At 69.2% G+C, this 16,597-nt stretch carries 17 protein-coding genes and 1 pseudogene; 7 read left to right on the forward strand and 11 right to left on the reverse strand.

Annotated features, from left to right (window positions below; genetic code table 11):
- The first annotated feature begins 32 nt into the window (after positions 1–32).
- Positions 33–1,691, forward strand: coding sequence for a chaperonin GroEL (gene groL / locus VB739_RS06485; protein ID WP_323356284.1), 1,659 nt, complete (start codon positions 33–35; stop codon positions 1,689–1,691).
- A 39-nt stretch (positions 1,692–1,730) separates the two neighbouring features.
- On the opposite strand, the gene VB739_RS06490 is transcribed toward groL, so the two are convergent.
- The 7 genes from VB739_RS06490 to VB739_RS06520 form a co-directional block, all read right to left on the reverse strand.
- Entirely contained in the window at positions 1,731–2,435 is a 705-nt protein-coding gene (locus VB739_RS06490) for an N-acetylmannosamine-6-phosphate 2-epimerase (RefSeq protein ID WP_323356285.1), read from the reverse strand.
- 21 nt (positions 2,436–2,456) lie between these two features.
- Complete coding sequence (locus tag VB739_RS06495) at positions 2,457–2,954, reverse strand: hypothetical protein (protein WP_323356286.1); 498 nt, start codon at positions 2,952–2,954, stop codon at positions 2,457–2,459.
- 10 nt (positions 2,955–2,964) lie between these two features.
- Positions 2,965–3,828, reverse strand: coding sequence for an ABC transporter permease (locus VB739_RS06500; protein ID WP_323356287.1), 864 nt, complete (start codon positions 3,826–3,828; stop codon positions 2,965–2,967).
- Between the two features lie 22 nt (positions 3,829–3,850).
- The gene (locus VB739_RS06505; RefSeq protein WP_323356288.1) at positions 3,851–4,873 is read right to left on the reverse strand and encodes an ABC transporter ATP-binding protein; all 1,023 of its coding nucleotides are present in this window, start codon (positions 4,871–4,873) and stop codon (positions 3,851–3,853) included.
- A gap of 38 nt (positions 4,874–4,911) precedes the next feature.
- Entirely contained in the window at positions 4,912–5,907 is a 996-nt protein-coding gene (locus VB739_RS06510) for a heme o synthase (RefSeq protein ID WP_323356289.1), read from the reverse strand.
- A complete protein-coding gene (locus VB739_RS06515) occupies positions 5,900–6,796 on the reverse strand; it encodes a COX15/CtaA family protein (RefSeq protein ID WP_323356290.1) in 897 nt (298 codons plus the stop codon). The genes VB739_RS06510 and VB739_RS06515 overlap by 8 nt, the downstream gene beginning before the upstream one ends.
- 399 nt (positions 6,797–7,195) lie before the next feature.
- Positions 7,196–7,909, reverse strand: coding sequence for a hypothetical protein (locus VB739_RS06520; protein ID WP_323356291.1), 714 nt, complete (start codon positions 7,907–7,909; stop codon positions 7,196–7,198).
- A 404-nt stretch (positions 7,910–8,313) separates the two neighbouring features.
- Between VB739_RS06520 and VB739_RS06525 the strand changes: the two genes are divergently transcribed.
- From VB739_RS06525 to VB739_RS06540, 4 genes are all read left to right on the forward strand, one after another.
- Entirely contained in the window at positions 8,314–9,192 is an 879-nt protein-coding gene (locus VB739_RS06525) for a cytochrome c oxidase subunit II (RefSeq protein ID WP_323356300.1), read from the forward strand.
- A 47-nt stretch (positions 9,193–9,239) separates the two neighbouring features.
- A complete protein-coding gene (ctaD, locus tag VB739_RS06530) occupies positions 9,240–10,907 on the forward strand; it encodes a cytochrome c oxidase subunit I (protein ID WP_323356292.1) in 1,668 nt (555 codons plus the stop codon).
- Positions 10,908–10,952: 45 nt separating this feature from the next.
- A complete protein-coding gene (locus VB739_RS06535) occupies positions 10,953–11,555 on the forward strand; it encodes a heme-copper oxidase subunit III (RefSeq protein WP_323356293.1) in 603 nt (200 codons plus the stop codon).
- A 121-nt stretch (positions 11,556–11,676) separates the two neighbouring features.
- A complete protein-coding gene (locus tag VB739_RS06540) occupies positions 11,677–12,057 on the forward strand; it encodes an AbrB family transcriptional regulator (RefSeq protein ID WP_323356301.1) in 381 nt (126 codons plus the stop codon).
- Positions 12,058–12,075: 18 nt separating this feature from the next.
- Here VB739_RS06540 and VB739_RS06545 read toward each other — a convergent pair whose 3' ends face one another.
- Positions 12,076–12,666, reverse strand: a complete 591-nt coding sequence (locus tag VB739_RS06545; protein WP_323356294.1) for a DUF308 domain-containing protein — start codon at positions 12,664–12,666, stop codon at positions 12,076–12,078.
- A 102-nt stretch (positions 12,667–12,768) separates the two neighbouring features.
- Positions 12,769–13,410 (reverse strand): riboflavin synthase, encoded by a 642-nt coding sequence (locus VB739_RS06550; RefSeq protein WP_323356295.1) that lies wholly within the window; start codon positions 13,408–13,410, stop codon positions 12,769–12,771.
- A gap of 69 nt (positions 13,411–13,479) precedes the next feature.
- Here VB739_RS06550 and VB739_RS06555 point away from each other — a divergent pair, with 69 nt between their 5' ends.
- Together VB739_RS06555 and VB739_RS06560 are read left to right on the forward strand one after the other, a co-directional pair.
- A complete protein-coding gene (locus VB739_RS06555; protein WP_323356296.1) occupies positions 13,480–14,031 on the forward strand; it encodes a bifunctional nuclease family protein in 552 nt (183 codons plus the stop codon).
- A gap of 79 nt (positions 14,032–14,110) precedes the next feature.
- Positions 14,111–15,196 carry an aldo/keto reductase gene (locus tag VB739_RS06560; protein WP_323356302.1) on the forward strand — a complete coding sequence of 362 codons (1,086 nt, stop codon included), beginning with the start codon at positions 14,111–14,113 and terminating at the stop codon, positions 15,194–15,196.
- A gap of 15 nt (positions 15,197–15,211) precedes the next feature.
- Here the strand turns inward: VB739_RS06560 and VB739_RS06565 are convergent, their stop codons facing one another.
- Both VB739_RS06565 and VB739_RS06570 read right to left on the reverse strand, forming a co-directional pair.
- The gene (locus VB739_RS06565; RefSeq protein ID WP_323356297.1) at positions 15,212–16,234 is read right to left on the reverse strand and encodes a twin-arginine translocation pathway signal; all 1,023 of its coding nucleotides are present in this window, start codon (positions 16,232–16,234) and stop codon (positions 15,212–15,214) included.
- Positions 16,235–16,597: pseudogene (locus VB739_RS06570) on the reverse strand (NaMN--DMB phosphoribosyltransferase); the annotation flags it as partial.

Here is a 16,597-nt window from a genome sequence, read left to right on the forward strand (position 1 = left end):
ACGCTGCGACGGCTGCTCATACCACCCCGTCGATGGCCAAACTGATCCAGTTCGCCGATGCATCCCGCGACTCGCTGGAACGGGGCGTCAATGCCCTGGTCGATGCGGTGAAGGTCACCATCGGGCCGAAGGGCCGCAACGTGGTGCTGGAGAAGAAGTTCGGCGCCCCCGACATCGTCAATGACGGCGTCACCATCGCCAAGGAGATCGAACTTGAGGATCCCTTCGAGAACCTGGGCGCCAAGCTGATCCAGCAGGTGGCCTCGAAGACCAAGGACACCGCCGGTGACGGCACCACCACCGCCGCCGTCCTGGCCCAGTCCCTGGTGCATGAGGGCCTGCGCAACGTCGCCGCCGGTGCCAGCCCCGTTGCCCTCCGTCGCGGCATGGAGCAGGCCACGGCCCTGGTGGTGGCCGGTATCGCCGAGCGCTCCCGCGCCGTGGCGGGAGACGCCATCCGCCAGGTGGCGACGGTCAGCGCCGGCAACGATGAGGAAATCGGCCGCATGATCGCCGAAGCGGTGGAACGGGTGAGCGCCGATGGCGTGATCACCGTGGAGGAATCCAAATCCCTGGCCACCGAACTGGAGGTGACCGAGGGCATGGCCTTCGATCGCGGCTATTCCTCCCCCTATTTCGTCACCGATCAGGACCGGCGCGAATGCGCCTTCGACAATCCCCTGCTCCTGATCACCGATCGCAAGATCAGCACCGTGGTCGATCTGGTGCCGGTGCTGGAGGCCGTCTCCAGGAGCGGCCGGCCCCTGGTGATCCTGGCCGAGGAGGTGGAGGGCGAGGCCCTGGCCACCCTGGTGGTGAACAAGACCCGGGGGGTGCTCCAGGTGGCCGCGGTGCGGGCGCCCGGCTTCGGTGATCGCCGCAAGGCCATGCTCGAGGACATCGCCATCCTCACCGGCGCCACGGTGATCAGCGAAGACCGGGCCATGACGCTGGACAAGGCCACCATGGCCGACCTGGGCCATGCCCACCGCATCACCATCAGCAAGGACGACACCACAATCGTGGCGGCGGACGACCAGCGCGCCGCGGTGACCGACCGGGTGGCCGCGATCAAGCGGGAGCTTGAGGCCACCGATTCCGACTACGACCGCGAGAAGCTCAACGAGCGCATCGCCAAGCTGGCCGGTGGCGTGGCCGTGATCAAGGTGGGCGCCCCCACCGAGACCGAACTGCGCAACCGCAAGCTGCGCATCGAGGATGCCCTCAATGCCACCCGGGCGGCGATCGATGAGGGCATCGTCGGCGGCGGCGGCAGCACCCTGGTCGAGCTCAGCGAGGAACTTCGTGAGCTGGCCAGCCGCTGCGAGGGCGACGTCCGCACCGGGGTGGAGATCGTGCAGCGGGCCCTGGCGGCGCCGGCCCGCCAGATCGCCACCAACGCGGGCGCCAACGGCGACGTGGTGGTGCAACAGATGCTCAGCCAGGGCAAGGGCTACAACGCCCTCACCGACACCTACGAAGATCTGCTGGCCGCCGGCATCCTGGACGCCGCCAAGGTGGTGCGTCTGGCCCTGCAGGATGCGGTTTCGATCGCTTCGCTGCTGATCACCACCGAGGCCGTGATCGCTGACAAGCCGGAACCCGCCGCTCCCCCCGCCGGCGATGGCGGCATGGGAGGAATGGGTGGCATGGGCGGCATGGGTGGCATGGGCATGCCCGGCATGATGTGAGCCCCCTGCGGGGCCCGATGGGCCGGGTGAGCCGACCGCTCAGCCGGTCATGGCCCGCACGTAGGCGGCCACCTGCAGATCCACACCGGTGATCGCCGTTCCCACCACAACGGCATCGGCCCCACCGTCCAGGGCACGGGAGGCCTCCTGCTGGCTGGCGATCCCCCCTTCGCAGATCAGCGCCACCGCTTCTGGAAGGTCGCGCCGCAACGGCCCCAGCAGGTCCCAGGCCGGGGGCTGCAGCGAGGCGGTGGCCTCGGTGTAGCCGAAGAGGGTGGTGCCCACCCAGGAACAACCCAGAGCCGCTGCCCGCAGCCCGTTCGCGACGCTGTCCACATCCGCCATCAGCGGAGCCCCGAGGTCCTCTCGGGCGCGCTCGATCAGGGCCCCCAACACCTGACCATCCGGCCGGGCCCGCTCGGTGGCATCGATGGCCACCACATCGGCTCCAGCCGCCCAGACGGCACGGATCTCCTCCCAGCCGGGGGTGATGTACACGGAGCTGTCCGGGAATGTGCGCTTCCAGAGCCCCACGATCAGGGCCCCGGGGCAGCGGCGCCGCACAGCGCCGATGTGCTCCGGACTTTCCAGCCGCACCCCGGCGGCCCCCTGGCGCAGGCTGGCCTCGGCCATCGCGGCGATCACGGCCGGATCGCGCATGGGCGAACCCTCCGGTGCCTGCACCGACACGATCAGGCGACCGTTCAGGGCGGCGCGTTCAGGCAGGGGACGGGACGACAGCATGGACGGCTGCAAATGGGGTGATCAGCTGGCGCGGCGATGCTGGGGATCGCCGGAGAGCCAGGAGCGCAGCCCGGCCAGGGTGGAGGGCGCCGGGGCCGGGGGTGTGCCCGGGGGAAGGACGCTGAGGCGGGAGGCCTCGGGCAGGGACATCGCAGCGGACACGGGCTCGGGGACCAGCGCGAGGTGAGCCGTCGCCTCCACGTCAGGCACCGGCGGTGTCGAGAAGGCCGCTTCCAGAGCCGCAAAGGCATCGTCCACGCCAGGAGCAATGGGCTTGGGGCGTTCCGACCCCGGGGCGGTGGGGGCGACGTCCGGTCCTTCCAGGTGCTGGCGCAGCCACTCGCTGGCCTCGCTGCCCTGCTGGGCCATCAGGCTGCCGGTGCGGAACTGCTCGAGCGAGCCCACCCCGTGGCGGTGGGCCCACTGGCGACTCAGACGGGCCGTGGCGGTGGTATCCCTGCGGTGGACGGCCTCGAGCAGCAGGTTGGAGAGCTCGGGCCGGGAGAGGGGCGGGGACACGGAAGTGGCGTCAGGTGAGCTTGCGATCCAGCATCGGGCGGATCAACAGGAAAAGACCCGCCGCCAGGCCCGCCAGGATGGCGAGGCAGGTGGCCGCATTGAGGGACCCGTAGGGCGCCACCAGCACCACATCGGTGAGGCGGAACGACCCTGCGTAGGCGGCGCGAATCGGTTCAATCGCGAAGGTAAGAGGATTCAGGGCCGCCAGCCAGCCCAACCAGGGGGGCATGAAGGAAATCGGTGCCAACGCGGTGCTGGCGAACAGCAGGGGAAGGTTGGCCACGAAGATCACGGCGATCAGCTCGATGTGGCCCGGCAGGGCGAAGGCCAGGCCGAGGCTGAGGGCGGTGACGGCGAAGACCAGCAGCAGCAGGGTGACCAGCACCAGCAGCAGCCCCGCCCCACCGGGCCAGCCATAGCCCAGCAGGGCGGCGGTGGCCATGATCGCCAGGCTCTGCACCAGGCTCAGGCTGGTGATGTAAAGCACCGAGGCGAAGACGATCGAACTGCGGGAGCGCAGCGGCGCCACCAGCAGCCGGTTGAGGAAGCCGAACTCACGGTCGAACATCACCGGCAGGCCGGCATTGAGGGCGGCACTGAAGGCGGTGAACACGATCACCCCGGCCCCGAGGAAGCGGCCGTAGCTGATGCCGCCGGGCAGCAGGCCCTCGGGGGCGTTGGCGAACAGGGCCCCGAACAGCACCAGCCAGATCAATGGCTGCAGCACCCCCGCCACGAGGGTGGACGGACGCCGGGCCAGCTGGACGAACAGGCGACGGGTGAGGGCGAGGGTCTCCTGGGAGATCTCGGCGAAGGCCGAGGGCTCCGTGCTGGCGGAGGGGACGGGGGTGAGGGAGGGGCTGGCGCTGGTCATGGGGAATCAGGGAATCGGGTCGTCATCGCATCGACTGTTTGCGCTCCTCCTTGAGGTCCCGGCGACCCGCCACGGAAAGTTCCGCGTCGCTCAGGGTGCGGCCGGTGGCCTGAAGGTAGACGTCATCCAGGCTGGGGCGGCTCTGGGCCAGGGCGAACACCGGCAGCTGGGCCTCGGCCAGCTGCTGCCGCAGGGTTTCCACCACCCCGCTGTCCTCCACCACCAGGTTGAGGGAATAGCCCTGGGCCCGGTTGACCACCACTTGGCGGACGCCATGGCAGGCCGCCAGGAGATCCCGCACCCGGGACGCCTCCTGCTCATCGCTGAATTCCCGCACCCGCAGGGTCACCCGGTCGCCGCCGAGGGCCCCTTTGAGAGCCGCGGGCGTGCCTTCGGCGATCACCCGGCCGCCGTCGATGATGGCCAGGCGGTCGGCCAGGGCATCCACCTCCTCCAGGTAGTGGCTGCTGAGCAGCACCGTGGTGCCCTGATCGCGCAGCTGCTGAAGCACCTGCCAGATGGTGGCGCGGCTCTCGATGTCGAGGCCCACCGTGGGTTCATCGAGCACCAGCACCCGGGGCCGGTGCAGCAGCCCGGCGGCCAGGTCGAGGCGCCGGCGCATGCCGCCGGAATAGCTGCCGCAGCGGCGGTCGATCCAGGCCTCCATGGCGAGGAGGTTGATCAGCTCGTCCGTGCGGGCGAGGCGGTCGGCGGCTGCCATGTGATGGAGATCCGCCTGGAGGTGCAGCAGCTCCCTGCCGCTGAGGATCTTGTCGATGGCCACATCCTGGGCGACGTAGCCGAGCAGGCGCCGGACCGTGCGGGGTTCGGCCAGGGCATCCACCCCGGCCACCTGGACCTGGCCGGCATCGGGAGCGAGCAGGGTGCAGAGAATGCGCAGGGCCGTGGTCTTGCCGGCGCCGTTGGGCCCGAGCAGTCCGTAGAGAGAGCCTGCCGGCACACTCAGGGAGAGGTCGTCCAGGGCCTGCACCGGCTCGACCTTGCGGCCGCCGAAACGCTTGCTGAGGTGCTGGAGCTCGATCAAGCCGGAATCAATCGCGAAGGGCCGGAAGCCAGGTCAATCTAGGCAGCTGCCGTGGGGGCCAGATGGAGCGCGGCGGCCACCAGGGCGCCCGGAGCCCCGGCGCTGGCCAGGGGCGTGCGCGCCAGGACCAGCAGCAGGCAGATGCCGAAGAGGTAGAAGATCGACCAGCGAAACATGCTGCGGGCCCGGCGGGGATCGCTGGGATCCTCAAGCAGGCTGGCGCTGAGCTGCAGGAGCCTGGCGTTGAAGGGCAGCACCAGCAGGCCGTACAGCCAACCGCCGCTGGGCAGGGCGACGACGCCGGCCAGGCTCATCGCCACCGTGACCCAGCTATAGCGGCGGATCGCCCCGGCCGTGACCTCCAGACCCTTCACCACCGGCAGCATCGGGATGCCCACCGAGCGGTAGTCCTCGTGCAGAAGGAGCGCCAGGGCCCAGAAGTGGGCCGGCGTCCACACCATCACCAGGCTGAACAGCCACCAGCTGCTCCAGCCCAGGTGGCCGGTGGCGGCGGCCGCCCCCACCAGGGGGGGAATGGCGCCGGCGATGCCGCCGATGACGATGTTCTGCGTGGTGCGGGGTTTGAGCAGGGCCGTGTAGAGCAGCACGTAGCTGCACAGCCCCAGCAGGGCCAGGGAGGCGGCCAGGGCGTTGACGCCCAGGACGAGCACGAGCACCGAGGCGACCGTGAGACCGACGGCCAGGGCAAAGGCCTGGCGCTGGGCCAGCCGTCCCGACGGCAGCGCACGGCGGCTGGTCCGCTGCATACGGCCGTCGAGTTCCTGCTCCCAGAGACAGTTGAGGACACCGGCCGCCGCCGAAGCCATCGAGCCACCCACCAGGGTGCAGACCAAGCGCACCGAATCGAGGGGCCAGGCGGCCGTGAGCGCCATACCCCCAACCGTGGTGGCGAGCAGCAGCGGGATGAGCCTCGGCTTGGCCACTTCAAGCCAGGCCGGCAACGTCACCGAAGGGCGGATCGCTGCCGGCGCCGGGGACGTGGCGATGGCCGACACGGCACTGACACTAACCATGGGCCACCTCAAGAGGGGTAGGAACGGAAGGGGAAAGGAACGTGAGTCCCCAGAGCCCACCCAGCACACCGACCAGCAGGGCGGCGGTGAGCTGGTGGGCCACGGTGACGGCGGGGACGGCGAGCTGGAGCCGCAGCGTGAGCACCCCGATCACCACCTGGACCACCACCAGGCCGGCGGCGGCGAAGGCCAGACCCCTGAGCCGCCGCCGGCCCGCCGGAAGGGCCAGGGAGGCAGCGGCCAGCAGCAGCACCGCGACAGCCGCCGGGTAGGCCCCCTGGCGGTGCAAAAACAACCAGCGGCAACCTTCCCCGGCCTGGAGACAGAGATCCGCGGCCCAGCGGCTGGCCATGGCCCCACCCAGCAGGCACTGTGCACCGACGAGCACGGCGGCCAGCACCGGAAGAGTGGTCCACCAGCTCGGCAGGGACCTGGACGCGGCAGCGGCAGCGGCAGCCTCCGGCTCAGGGCGCTCCAGGCCCTGGTGCATGGCGCTCAGCAGCAGCACCAGGGTGAGGGCGGTGGCCAGATGCAGGGTGACGGTGGGCGCGGCCAGCTGGCTGAGCACGGTGAGCGCCCCCAGTCCCCCTTGCACCGCCACCAGGGCCAGGGCCAGGCCGGAGCTCCATGGCAGCCAACCCGGGAAGCGGGTCCGGAAGCGCAGGCTGAGGGCGAACAGCAGCAGCAGGGCAACACCCACCAGGAAGGCGTCGAGCCGGTGGAACCACTCCAGGAACACCTGCAGGTTCCACTGGTGGCCCGGCCAGAGCACCCCGTAACAGAGGGGCCAGTCCGGGCAGGCCAGGCCCGCCTCCATCACGCGGGTGGCGCCGCCGATGGCCACCAGGGCCACCAGAGCGACAACGAGGTGGGCGGTGAGCAGGGGCACGAGGCGCTGGGGCCAGCTGGCCCCTTCTGAGGACCGTGGCCGGGGCAGGATTTGCGCGGAGGGCGCCACGGCCATGAAGCAGGTGCTCTTTGGGCACCCAAGTTAGCGGGCATTGAAAGATGTGCGAATCAGCACATCGTGCGAACTAAATGTGAAATTTCTCCGAAATTGCCTCCCTGACTACAACAAACGCCAGGCGCGCAACCGTCCCTGCCTCATCGGACGCATCAACGCCAGTCAGCCCGGACCCCCCATCAGCGGTGGTGATCGTCGCCGGGAATGAACCGTCACTGGACGCCCCTGGCCGACAGGGGAGCTGGAGCCTCCGATGGTCCCGCATCAGCGGATCGAAGGCTAGTGGCCCTCCTGATGGGAACGGGACGGCGGCAAGGCCCTTCCTCACCCGGGCCTGCTGTGGAAGCGCCCCAGGATCAGGGCAATGAGGATGGCGATGTACAGCTGGCCCGCAATGGTGATCACCACCGTGAGCACTTGCCCGGTCACATCGCTGCTGCGGAGCACCGCCGATCCCACAGTGGTGAGGATCGTGAAAGAGGCCGCCATCAGCGCCGGCGCCATCGCCACAGCGTCGGCATCGCGCTGTTGAAGCATGGGCAGGGCGGAGATGTCGAAGGCGCCGGGATGCAGGACCCAAAGGGCCACCAGCATCACACCGCCGGCGATGCCGACCAGGAGGTAGCCGGAGGTGGCGCCCATCACCACAGCCAGCGTCACGAAGGGCTCGCGCACCAGGGTCTTGACCTTGCGCACCACCGCCACCAGAAAGAACACCAGCCAGGCGATCACATGCGGCACCGTGACGATGCGCCCCAGCGGTGGATCGAAGGCCAGGGCCAGATGCCACACCCCCTCCAGGGCGATCGCCAGGCCACCGAGGCCGTACACCAGTGGCCGGGTGCTGATCAAGGGTGAGTACCGCGTCACCGTGGTGATCAACACCACCGCCAGGCTGATCAGCAGCAGCGAGAGCAGCCAGTCCTGCGACTGACAGAACGGCAGCAGCAGAATCAGCAGGACCTCGGTGGCGAGGGTGAGGATGTAGCCCCGATGGCGGTGGCGCAGCCTCTGGATCTGCTCGTGGGTGAAGGGCATGGCGGCTCCGCTCAGGTGCGGCTCGGGGTGTGGGGCACCTCGGGATCGCGGGATCCCGGCCGCAGGTCGCGCCGCCGCCGGGGGTTGGTGAGGTTCATGTTCGCAGTGGCCTTGAGCCGCTGCAGCGGGCTGAGGGCGGCACGACGCAGGAGGGGCTGTGGGTGCCACGGACGACGCGGCCTCCCTCAGCCTGGTGCCATGCCCATGCCCGGGCGTCCTTGCGGGCAACGAAGTTGGCGGGCATTCAATGATGTGCGAATCAGCACATTTTGCGAAGCAAATGTGAAATCTCTCCGAAATTGCCTCTCTGACTACAACGAACGCACGGCCCGCGAACGGCCTTCCATAAGCTGTTGAGCTCAGGAGCCCTCCACCCTCCCGAGCGCCGTCCCGCCGCCGCCACCGTGCCGATTCCCTCCTCCCTGGTCACCCTGCTGGTGGGCATGGCGCTCGTCCTGTCCGGCCTCTGGGTGGGCTACAACGTCAACCTCCTCCCCCTCGACGCCAGCGCCAACGCGCCCGTCTACGACTCCCTGTTCCGGGTCCTGTTCAGCATCGGCACGATCCTGTTCCTGGGCATCGTCGGCCTGGTGGTGTTCAGCCTGGTGCGGTTCCGCCGTCGGGCCGGCGACCACACCGACGGATTGGCGATCGAGGGGAACCTGCTGCTGGAGATCGTCTGGACGGCGATCCCAGCGATCGTGGTCCTGTTTGTGGGCATCTACAGCTACGACATCTACGAGCGGATGGGCGGCATGAGCAGCCTCAACGACCATTCCGCCATGCACCGGATGCCGTCGATGGAAACCATGGAGGCCTCCGTCACCGCCACCGAAGGCGGCCAGGAGCCCTCAGCCCGGGTCTGGGGGGGCATCGGCACCGGGGCCGGCGAGACCAACGTCCTGCCGGTGGAGGTGACGGCCATGCAGTTCGCCTTCATCTTCCACTACCCGGAAGGGGATATCACCAGCGGCGAACTGCACGTGCCCAACGGCCGGCCGGTGGAACTGCGCATGAAGGCGAACGATGTGATCCACGCCTTCTGGGTGCCCCAGTTCCGGCTCAAGCAGGACGTCATCCCCGGCCAGCCCACCGTGCTCACCTTCACCCCCACCAAAGCGGGCAGTTACCCGATCATCTGTGCCGAGCTCTGTGGTCCGTACCACGGCGGCATGCGCTCCACCGTGGTGGTGCATGAGCCGGACGCTTACGACGCCTGGCTGCTGAAGAACAGCCCCGTGACGGCCACGGTCGCCAGCGCCCCGAGCACCCCCACCGCCTGATCCTCCGCTCTCCAGGTTCTTCCCCCCGCCCGATCCTTCCAGCCCCGATGACCGTCGCTTCCCCCAACGACTTCCAGGACAGTCTCCAGCCCCAGGGCTGGCTGCGCTACTTCAGCTTCAGCCTCGACCACAAGGTGATCGGCATCCAGTATCTGGTGACCGGCTTCCTCTTTTATTTCATCGGCGGTGCCCTGGCTGGGGTGATCCGGGCCGAGCTGGCCAGCCCGATCTCCGATTTCGTCAGCCGCGAAACCTACAACGAAGTTCTCACGCTGCACGGCACCGTGATGATCTTCCTTTGGATCGTGCCGGTGGTGAATGGTGGCTTCGGCAATTACCTGATTCCGTTCTATGTGGGTGCCAGGGACATGGCCTTTCCCAGGCTCAATGCCGTGGCCTTCTGGATGATTCCGCCGGCCGGAATTCTGTTGATCGGCAGCTATTTCATCACCGGAGCGGCCCAGTCAGGCTGGACCGCCTACCCACCGCTGAGCCTCACCACCCCTGCCCTGGGGCAGGTGGTCTGGATCGTCAGTGTGCTGCTGCTGGGGGGCAGCTCGATCTTCGGGGGCATCAACTTCATCGCCACCGTGCTCAAACTGCGGCGGCCGGGGCTGAAGCTGATGCAGCTGCCGATGTACTGCTGGGCGATGCTCGGCACCAGCATCCTGGTGGTGCTCTCCACCCCCGTGCTGGCCGGCACCCTGCTGCTGCTTAGCTTCGACATCGTGGCCCACACAGGCTTCTTCAACCCGGCACTGGGGGGAAATGTGGTGGTGTACCAGCACCTCTTCTGGTTCTATTCCCACCCGGCTGTTTACATCATGGTGCTGCCGGCCTTCGGCCTGGTGAGCGAAATCCTGCCCATCCACTCCCGCAAGCCCCTGTTCGGTTACACCACGATGGTGTATTCAATCCTGGCCATCGTGGTGCTGGGTCTGGTGGTCTGGGCGCACCACATGTTCACCAGCGGCACGCCCCCCTGGATGCGTCTGTTCTTCACGATCGCCACCTCGTTCATCGCCGTGCCGACCGGCATCAAGTTCTTCAACTGGCTGGCCACCCTCTGGGGCGGCAAACTGGCCCTGAACAGCGCCATGCTCTTTTCATGCGCCTTCATCGTCAATTTCGTGTTCGGTGGGATCACCGGTGTGGCCTTGGCCCAGGTTCCCTTCGACATCCACGTGCACGACACCTATTTCGTGGTCGGCCACTTCCACTACATTGTCTATGGCGGCACGGTCTTCGTGATCTTTGCCTCCATCTACCACTGGTATCCGAAGTTCACCGGACGGATGCCCAATGAGGATCTGGGTCGCCTGCACTTTCTGCTCACCTTCGTGGGCTTCAACCTCTGCTTCGCCCCCCAGCACTGGCTGGGCCTGAACGGCATGCCCCGCCGGGTGGCTGAGTACGACCCCAGCTTCACCACCCTCAACCAGATCAGCAGTGTGGGGGCCTTGCTGATGGCCATCAGCAGCCTGCCCTTCCTCTACAACGTGCTGGTGAGCGCCTTCAAGGGCCAGGTGGCCGGCGACAACCCCTGGAACGCCCTCACCCCTGAGTGGCTGACCTCCTCACCGCCGCCGGTGGAGAACTGGATCGGTGCAGCGCCGCTGGTGGAACACCCCTACGGTTACGGAGTTGACGAAGACGCCCTGAGCGTGGAGGCCGCCACCGGCAGGGACCTCTGGAGCGGCACTGGTCGCCGCTGATCACCCCACCGCTTGTCCCATCCCGCCTTCCTTGTCCGTCGTGCCATGACCAGCCTCGCCACCAGCACCAGCGCCGCCGAAGCGGTCACCGCCGAGGCCCATGAGGGCCATGCGGATCTGAGACTTTTTGGCCTGGCCACCTTCCTGGTGGCCGACGGCATGACCTTCGCCGGCTTCTTCGCCGCCTACCTCACCTTCCGTGCGGTCAATCCGCTGCCGACGGGATCCACCTACGAACTGGAACTGCTGCTGCCGTCGATCAACACCATGCTGCTGCTGGTGAGCAGCTACACCTTCCACCGCTCCGGCCGAAATCTGCTGCTGGGTCAGATGGGCCCCTGCCGCGCCTGGCTGCTGCTCACCGCGGGCCTCGGAGCCGCCTTCCTGGCGGGGCAGATGGTGGAGTACTTCACCCTGCCCTTCGGCCTCACCGACAACCTGTTCGCCAGCACGTTCTATGCCCTGACGGGCTTTCACGGCCTGCACGTCACCCTCGGGGTGATCTGCATCCTGCTGGTCTGGTTCCAGACCCGCAATGGCGGTCGTGTCACCAGCGCCGCCCCCTTCGGCCTGGAGGCTGCCGAGCTCTACTGGCACTTCGTCGACGGCATCTGGGTGGTGCTTTACGGGATTCTTTACCTGCTCTGATTTCCTGACTGTTGCCTGTTCAGCACAACGATCGGCACAATCGTTTCAGAAGTCTGCGTCTGACCGGCTGATGGGTGCCCAGAAAGGACCAGCCAATGAGGACAACTCAGCCGGAACCGTGATGCTGGAGGGCCAGGCCCTGCTGGACAAGGCCCGCTCGCTCAGCAACCGGCCGGAGGACCAGATCGCGCGGGCCTGCGGCTATGTGGGGCCGAGCGGCAGGGTGCTCAAGAAGAACTTTTACCGGGCCCTGGTGGCCGCCAAGGGCTACACCCTGCCCTCGAGTGGTGGGGCCGGCGGCAGCGGTGCCAGTGGGGTCGGGAAGGGACGTCAGGCCGAATTCCGCACCCGTGTGCACGGCAATGGCAACCTGCTGATCGGTCAGGCCTACACACGGCGGATGGGACTGGAACCCGGTCAGGAGTTCAGGATCGAGATCCACAAGGAAACCGGTTCGATCTGGCTGCTGCCCCTTGATGGCGCCGGCAACGCCCTCCCCTGAGCCGGACGCCGTGGACCGTCAGTCGGCTTCCGGGTGAAAGCTGGCGCTGAAGCGCAGCAGGTCGATGCCGCTGAACAGGAAACTGATCCCCACCAGGGTGCCCACCACCCAGAGCAGGCTCCAGAACTTGAGTGTGAGGATCAGCAGCCCCAGGGCTAGCGTCACCAGGCCGTTCACCAGACCCCAGCGCCAACCGGCGATCTGACGATGGGAGCTGGCGACCAGGGCCTCCACCACCCCCTCCACCACGAACACCACGCCGATGGCCAGGGCCAGCCCGGCCATCGGGATCGCCGCCGCCGCCGGACCGGAGGCCATCTGCTGGATCATCCACACCCCCAGGATCAGGAACAGGGTGGAGGTCACCAGGCGCCAGAAGGTGATGGCCTTGCTCAGCCCCGGAGAGCGCAGCAGGGAGCTGATCCAGCCCACCAGGCCTCCCACCAGGAAGGCGATGGCCACCACGGCGGTGACCCACTTGGAGGCCAGCACGGGGAACACGAGGGCCAGCACCCCCAGCACCAGGAGCATCACCCCCTCCGCCAGGGTGAAGGCGCGCAGGGCTGACCCCATGGCCTGGCGGGAGGATGGGGCTTCGGGGGTAAGCATCTGTGCCGTTGGCTCTGTCGTCAGCGTGACAACAGAGCCAGCCGCTGACCACGGGCGTTGATGACTCGCAGCATCCGAGGGTCCGGGTCCGCCGCCGCTCCGCTAACCCCAGCCGTGCTCGGCCAGCCAGGCGGAGGAGAGCGTGGTCTCTGGCGTCGCCGTTCCAGCTGGCCGCAGCAGCCGTTCGGTGTACTTGGCGAGCAGATCGGCCTCCAGGTTGACCGTCTCGCCCACCCGGCGCCCCGCCAGGGTGGTGGCGCTCCAGGTGGTGGGAATCACGGCGATCCAGAAGCGACTGCCGTCGGCCTCGCAGCCGGCCACCGTCAGGCTGATGCCATCCAGCGCCACGCTCGCCTTCTCGCACACATAGCGGCCGTAGGCGGGATCCTGCCAGGCCACCTCCAGCCGCCAGGAGTCGGGCTGCCGCTGGATGGCGGTGATCTCCCCGAGGCCATCGACGTGACCGCTGACCAGGTGGCCGCCGAGGCGGTCGACCAGGCGCAGGGCCGGCTCCAGGTTCACCCAGCCGCCGCCTGCGGCCCGCTCGGCCAGGGTGCTGCGGCCCAGGGTCTCCGCGCTGACATCGGCCCGGAAGCCATCGGCGAACAACTCGGCCACCGTCAGACAGACCCCGTCGACGGCAACGCTGTCCCCCAGGGCCAAGGGGCTGAGGTCGGTGCGCACCCGCACACCAGCCGGACTCCGCTCCAGCCTGCCGATGGTCTGCACCAGTCCGGTGAACATCCCCTGAGACGGCGGCACTGGCCATAATCGTTTCACGGGAACCATCACGTGCGAGGAGCGGGCCCGACCATGGTTGAAATGCGTGTCGCCGGGATTGCCCTGGATGCGGCCAGCCGAAGCCCGATTGTCCTGCTGCGGGACCCTGCCGGTCGGAGGCAGGTGCCGATCTGGATCGACCAGGCCCAGGCGCAGAACATCCTCTCGGGCCTGAACAGGGAACGGCCGCCCCGGCCCCTGAGCCACGATCTGATGGCCACCCTGCTGGAGGCCGGCGGCCTGCGGCTGGAGCGGGTGATCATCCACGCGATCGAGGACAACACCTTCCGGGCCGTGCTCAAGCTTCAGGACGGCAGCGACGGTTCCATCGAGCTGGACGCCAGGCCCAGCGATGCCATCGCCCTGGCCCTTCGGACCGACAGCGGCATCTGGATGCTGGAGGAGGTGGTGGCCGATGCCTCGATCCCCGTCGATGCGGAGGCGGATGCCGAAGACCAGGAGGATTTCCGCCGCTTCCTCGACCGCACCAGCCCCGCCGACCTGATCCGCCACATCGGCCGAACGGTCGCCGAGCCCGATCTCGGCCCGGAGGAAGCCCCCGAAGGTGGCGGCCCTGGCGCCTGACCCCCAAGCGCCGCAGAGGCCTCCAGCACGGCGACCGTTTGGACGCGGCAGGCCGGTGTCGGCGTTCACCCTCGGCACGATGCGCGCCCTGGACTCCCCGGAGGCCATGGACGCCGTGCTGGTGGCGGCCCTGGCGGCCGGAATCAACCACATCGAAACCGCCCCCGCCTATGGCCCGGCCGAGGCCTTCCTCGGCCGGGCCCTGCGTCGGCTGGGGGAGCGCGATCCGGTCGGCCGCCGCAGTCTCGTGCTCACCAGCAAGCTGCTGCCGGGTGCGGGCCTCCCTGAGGGCCGCAGCCAGCTGCGGGCCTGCCTGAAGCGGCTGGGGATCGAACGGCTCGACAACCTGGCGGTGCACGGCCTCAACCGGCCGGAGCATCTGGTCTGGGCCCTGTCAGGACCAGGCGCCGAGCTGCTGGCCTGGGCCACCGGCGAGGGGCTGGTGGGCCAGGTGGGCTTCAGCAGCCACGGCGACACGGCCCTGATTGAAGCGGCCCTTGGCAGCGGCCGCTTCAGCTTCTGCAGCCTGCATCTGCATCTGTTCGACCAGGAACGGCTGCCCCTGGCCCGCCAGGCCCTGGCGGCAGGCCTCGGCGTGATGGCCATTTCCCCGGCCGACAAGGGCGGCCGTCTCTATGCCCCCCCCGACGCGCTGACGGCCGACTGCGCCCCCTTCGCGCCGCTGGAGCTCGCCTACCGCTTCCTGCTGGCCGAAGGGATCAGCACCCTCACCCTGGGGGCCTCCCGGCCCGAGGACCTGGCCTGGGCGGTTCGCCTGGGCGCCGCCGCCGCTGTCCCCAGCGCCACCGAACGCCAGGCGCTCGCGGCGGCACTGGCACGTCTGGAGGCGGCCGGGAGAGAACGCCTTGGAGCCGACCGTTGCGGCCAGTGCCGCCAATGCCTTCCCTGCCCCAACGCGGTTCCGATCCCCGCCCTGCTGCGCCTGCGCAACCTGGCGGTGGGCCATGGCATGGAGCCGTTTGCGAGCGAGCGCTACAACCTCATCGGCCGGGCCGGCCACTGGTGGGAGCAGGTGGATGCTTCCGCCTGCGGTCGCTGCGGCGCCTGCCTGCCCCGCTGCCCGCTCCAGCTGCCGATCCCCGAGCTGCTGGCCGACACCCACCGACGGCTGGCGGCCGCACCGCGCCGCCGCCTGTGGGGCTGAGCTCTGATGCCCCCTTCAGGCGCCAGGGGCAGGGGCGGCGCCATCCCACAGCTGCTGCAGCCTGCGGCGCTCGGCGGCCGCCATCGGCGCCAGGCTGAAGCAGCGCTCCAGCAGCGGCTGGGGGGGCAACAGCAGGGCGGCGATCGCCGCCGGGAAATCCGCCAGGGCCCGCTGCAGCTGGTCCCTGGGCAGGGGCGGCACCCAGCCCCCCGCCAGCAGGGCCGGCAGCAGGGGGGGCTCCAGGGCCTCCCCCAGCCACTCCAGGGGCGGTTCCGGATGGGGACCGGCCGGTCGCAGCAACAGATTCCAGCTCAGGGGAGAGCCGCTCTCGGGGAGCAGCACCTGCAGCCGGGGATCGCGGCGCAGCAAGCCCACCACCCGCTGGCGGGGCAGCACAGCGGCTTCGGCTTCACCGGTGAGCAGCAGGCTCAGGCCATCCCGTTCGTCGTAGGCCAGGGCTGAGCGCCGCAGTCGCCGCAGTCGTTCCGGGTCCTCCCCCACCAAAGCGATCGTCACCCGGGGGGAGGAGGGCAGCACCAGGCGGCCGGCCAGGCTGGGGTCGAGCAGCAGATCCCAGCCCTCGGACCGCCGCCGGGCCAGGTCGGGCCGGCTGCGCAGCACCAGCACCCAGGGGCCGTAGGACCAGGGGAACGCCAGGGGGCCGGCGCCAGGCGGGCCATTGAGGCGGGCCAGCGGGGCCGCCATCGGCGCGAGACGCTCGATCAGGGCTGGCGTGCCGATGGACTGCAGGTCGGCAGACTTCAGCTCGCCGGCCCAGCCATCGCTGAGCTGCACCAGGCCCGTCAGGGGAGCGGTCGTCCGGGCCAGCACCTGGGCGGGATCCTCCAGCAGCTGGCTGCGCCAGGGCTTGGGCAGGCGGCGGACCCAGGCGGCGGGCAGATCGCCCCGGCTGCCCAGCAACAGCGGCTCCTGGCGGTCGCAACCGGCCAGCAGGGTGAGAGCGGAGGCGGCACCGAGACGCAGCAGGGTGCGGCGGCTGAGGCCCGGGGATGGCCGTGGGGGGAAGGAGGCACCCATTCAGCGGACCGTAGGCGGCGGCGGCCCCAGCAGCGTGGCGCAGGCCTGGTCGCAGAGGCGGGCCAGGGCCGGGGCTGTGCGGCCGCTGAGCTGCCACAGCAGGGCCAGCCCCCCCGCCCCTACCCCCTCCTTGACGTAGCCACACTCGTAGGCCGCCAGGGCCGGATGGCAGGGGTCATCGAAGCGAAGGTCGGCCGCGAAGGCCAGGGGCTCCACCCCCCAGCGCTCACCGATGCGGCGCAGCAGCAGGGCCAGGTCGCTGCCCGCCTCGTCGGCCACCCAGGCGGTGGTGCCCAGGGCGGTGCCGGCAGCCATCGCCGGGCGCAGGGAGGGGGGCGCCAGGGCCAGGGCCAAGGCCAGCAC

The sequence above is a fragment of the Cyanobium gracile UHCC 0281 genome, assembly GCF_034931305.1.
Classification (GTDB): Bacteria; Cyanobacteriota; Cyanobacteriia; order PCC-6307; family Cyanobiaceae; genus Cyanobium; species Cyanobium gracile_A.

Excerpts from the sequence above, each read along its gene's own strand:
- groL (WP_323356284.1), top strand. The coding sequence starts at position 33 with ATGGCCAAACTGATCCAGTTCGCCGATGCATCCCGCGACTCGCTGGAA.
- VB739_RS06490 (WP_323356285.1), bottom strand. The coding sequence starts at position 2,435 with ATGCTGTCGTCCCGTCCCCTGCCTGAACGCGCCGCCCTGAACGGTCGC.
- VB739_RS06500 (WP_323356287.1), bottom strand. The coding sequence starts at position 3,828 with ATGACCAGCGCCAGCCCCTCCCTCACCCCCGTCCCCTCCGCCAGCACG.
- VB739_RS06510 (WP_323356289.1), bottom strand. The coding sequence starts at position 5,907 with ATGGTTAGTGTCAGTGCCGTGTCGGCCATCGCCACGTCCCCGGCGCCG.
- VB739_RS06520 (WP_323356291.1), bottom strand. The coding sequence starts at position 7,909 with ATGCCCTTCACCCACGAGCAGATCCAGAGGCTGCGCCACCGCCATCGG.
- ctaD (WP_323356292.1), top strand. The coding sequence starts at position 9,240 with ATGACCGTCGCTTCCCCCAACGACTTCCAGGACAGTCTCCAGCCCCAG.
- VB739_RS06535 (WP_323356293.1), top strand. The coding sequence starts at position 10,953 with ATGACCAGCCTCGCCACCAGCACCAGCGCCGCCGAAGCGGTCACCGCC.
- VB739_RS06540 (WP_323356301.1), top strand. The coding sequence starts at position 11,677 with ATGCTGGAGGGCCAGGCCCTGCTGGACAAGGCCCGCTCGCTCAGCAAC.
- VB739_RS06545 (WP_323356294.1), bottom strand. The coding sequence starts at position 12,666 with ATGCTTACCCCCGAAGCCCCATCCTCCCGCCAGGCCATGGGGTCAGCC.
- VB739_RS06550 (WP_323356295.1), bottom strand. The coding sequence starts at position 13,410 with ATGTTCACCGGACTGGTGCAGACCATCGGCAGGCTGGAGCGGAGTCCG.
- VB739_RS06555 (WP_323356296.1), top strand. The coding sequence starts at position 13,480 with ATGGTTGAAATGCGTGTCGCCGGGATTGCCCTGGATGCGGCCAGCCGA.
- VB739_RS06560 (WP_323356302.1), top strand. The coding sequence starts at position 14,111 with ATGCGCGCCCTGGACTCCCCGGAGGCCATGGACGCCGTGCTGGTGGCG.
- VB739_RS06565 (WP_323356297.1), bottom strand. The coding sequence starts at position 16,234 with ATGGGTGCCTCCTTCCCCCCACGGCCATCCCCGGGCCTCAGCCGCCGC.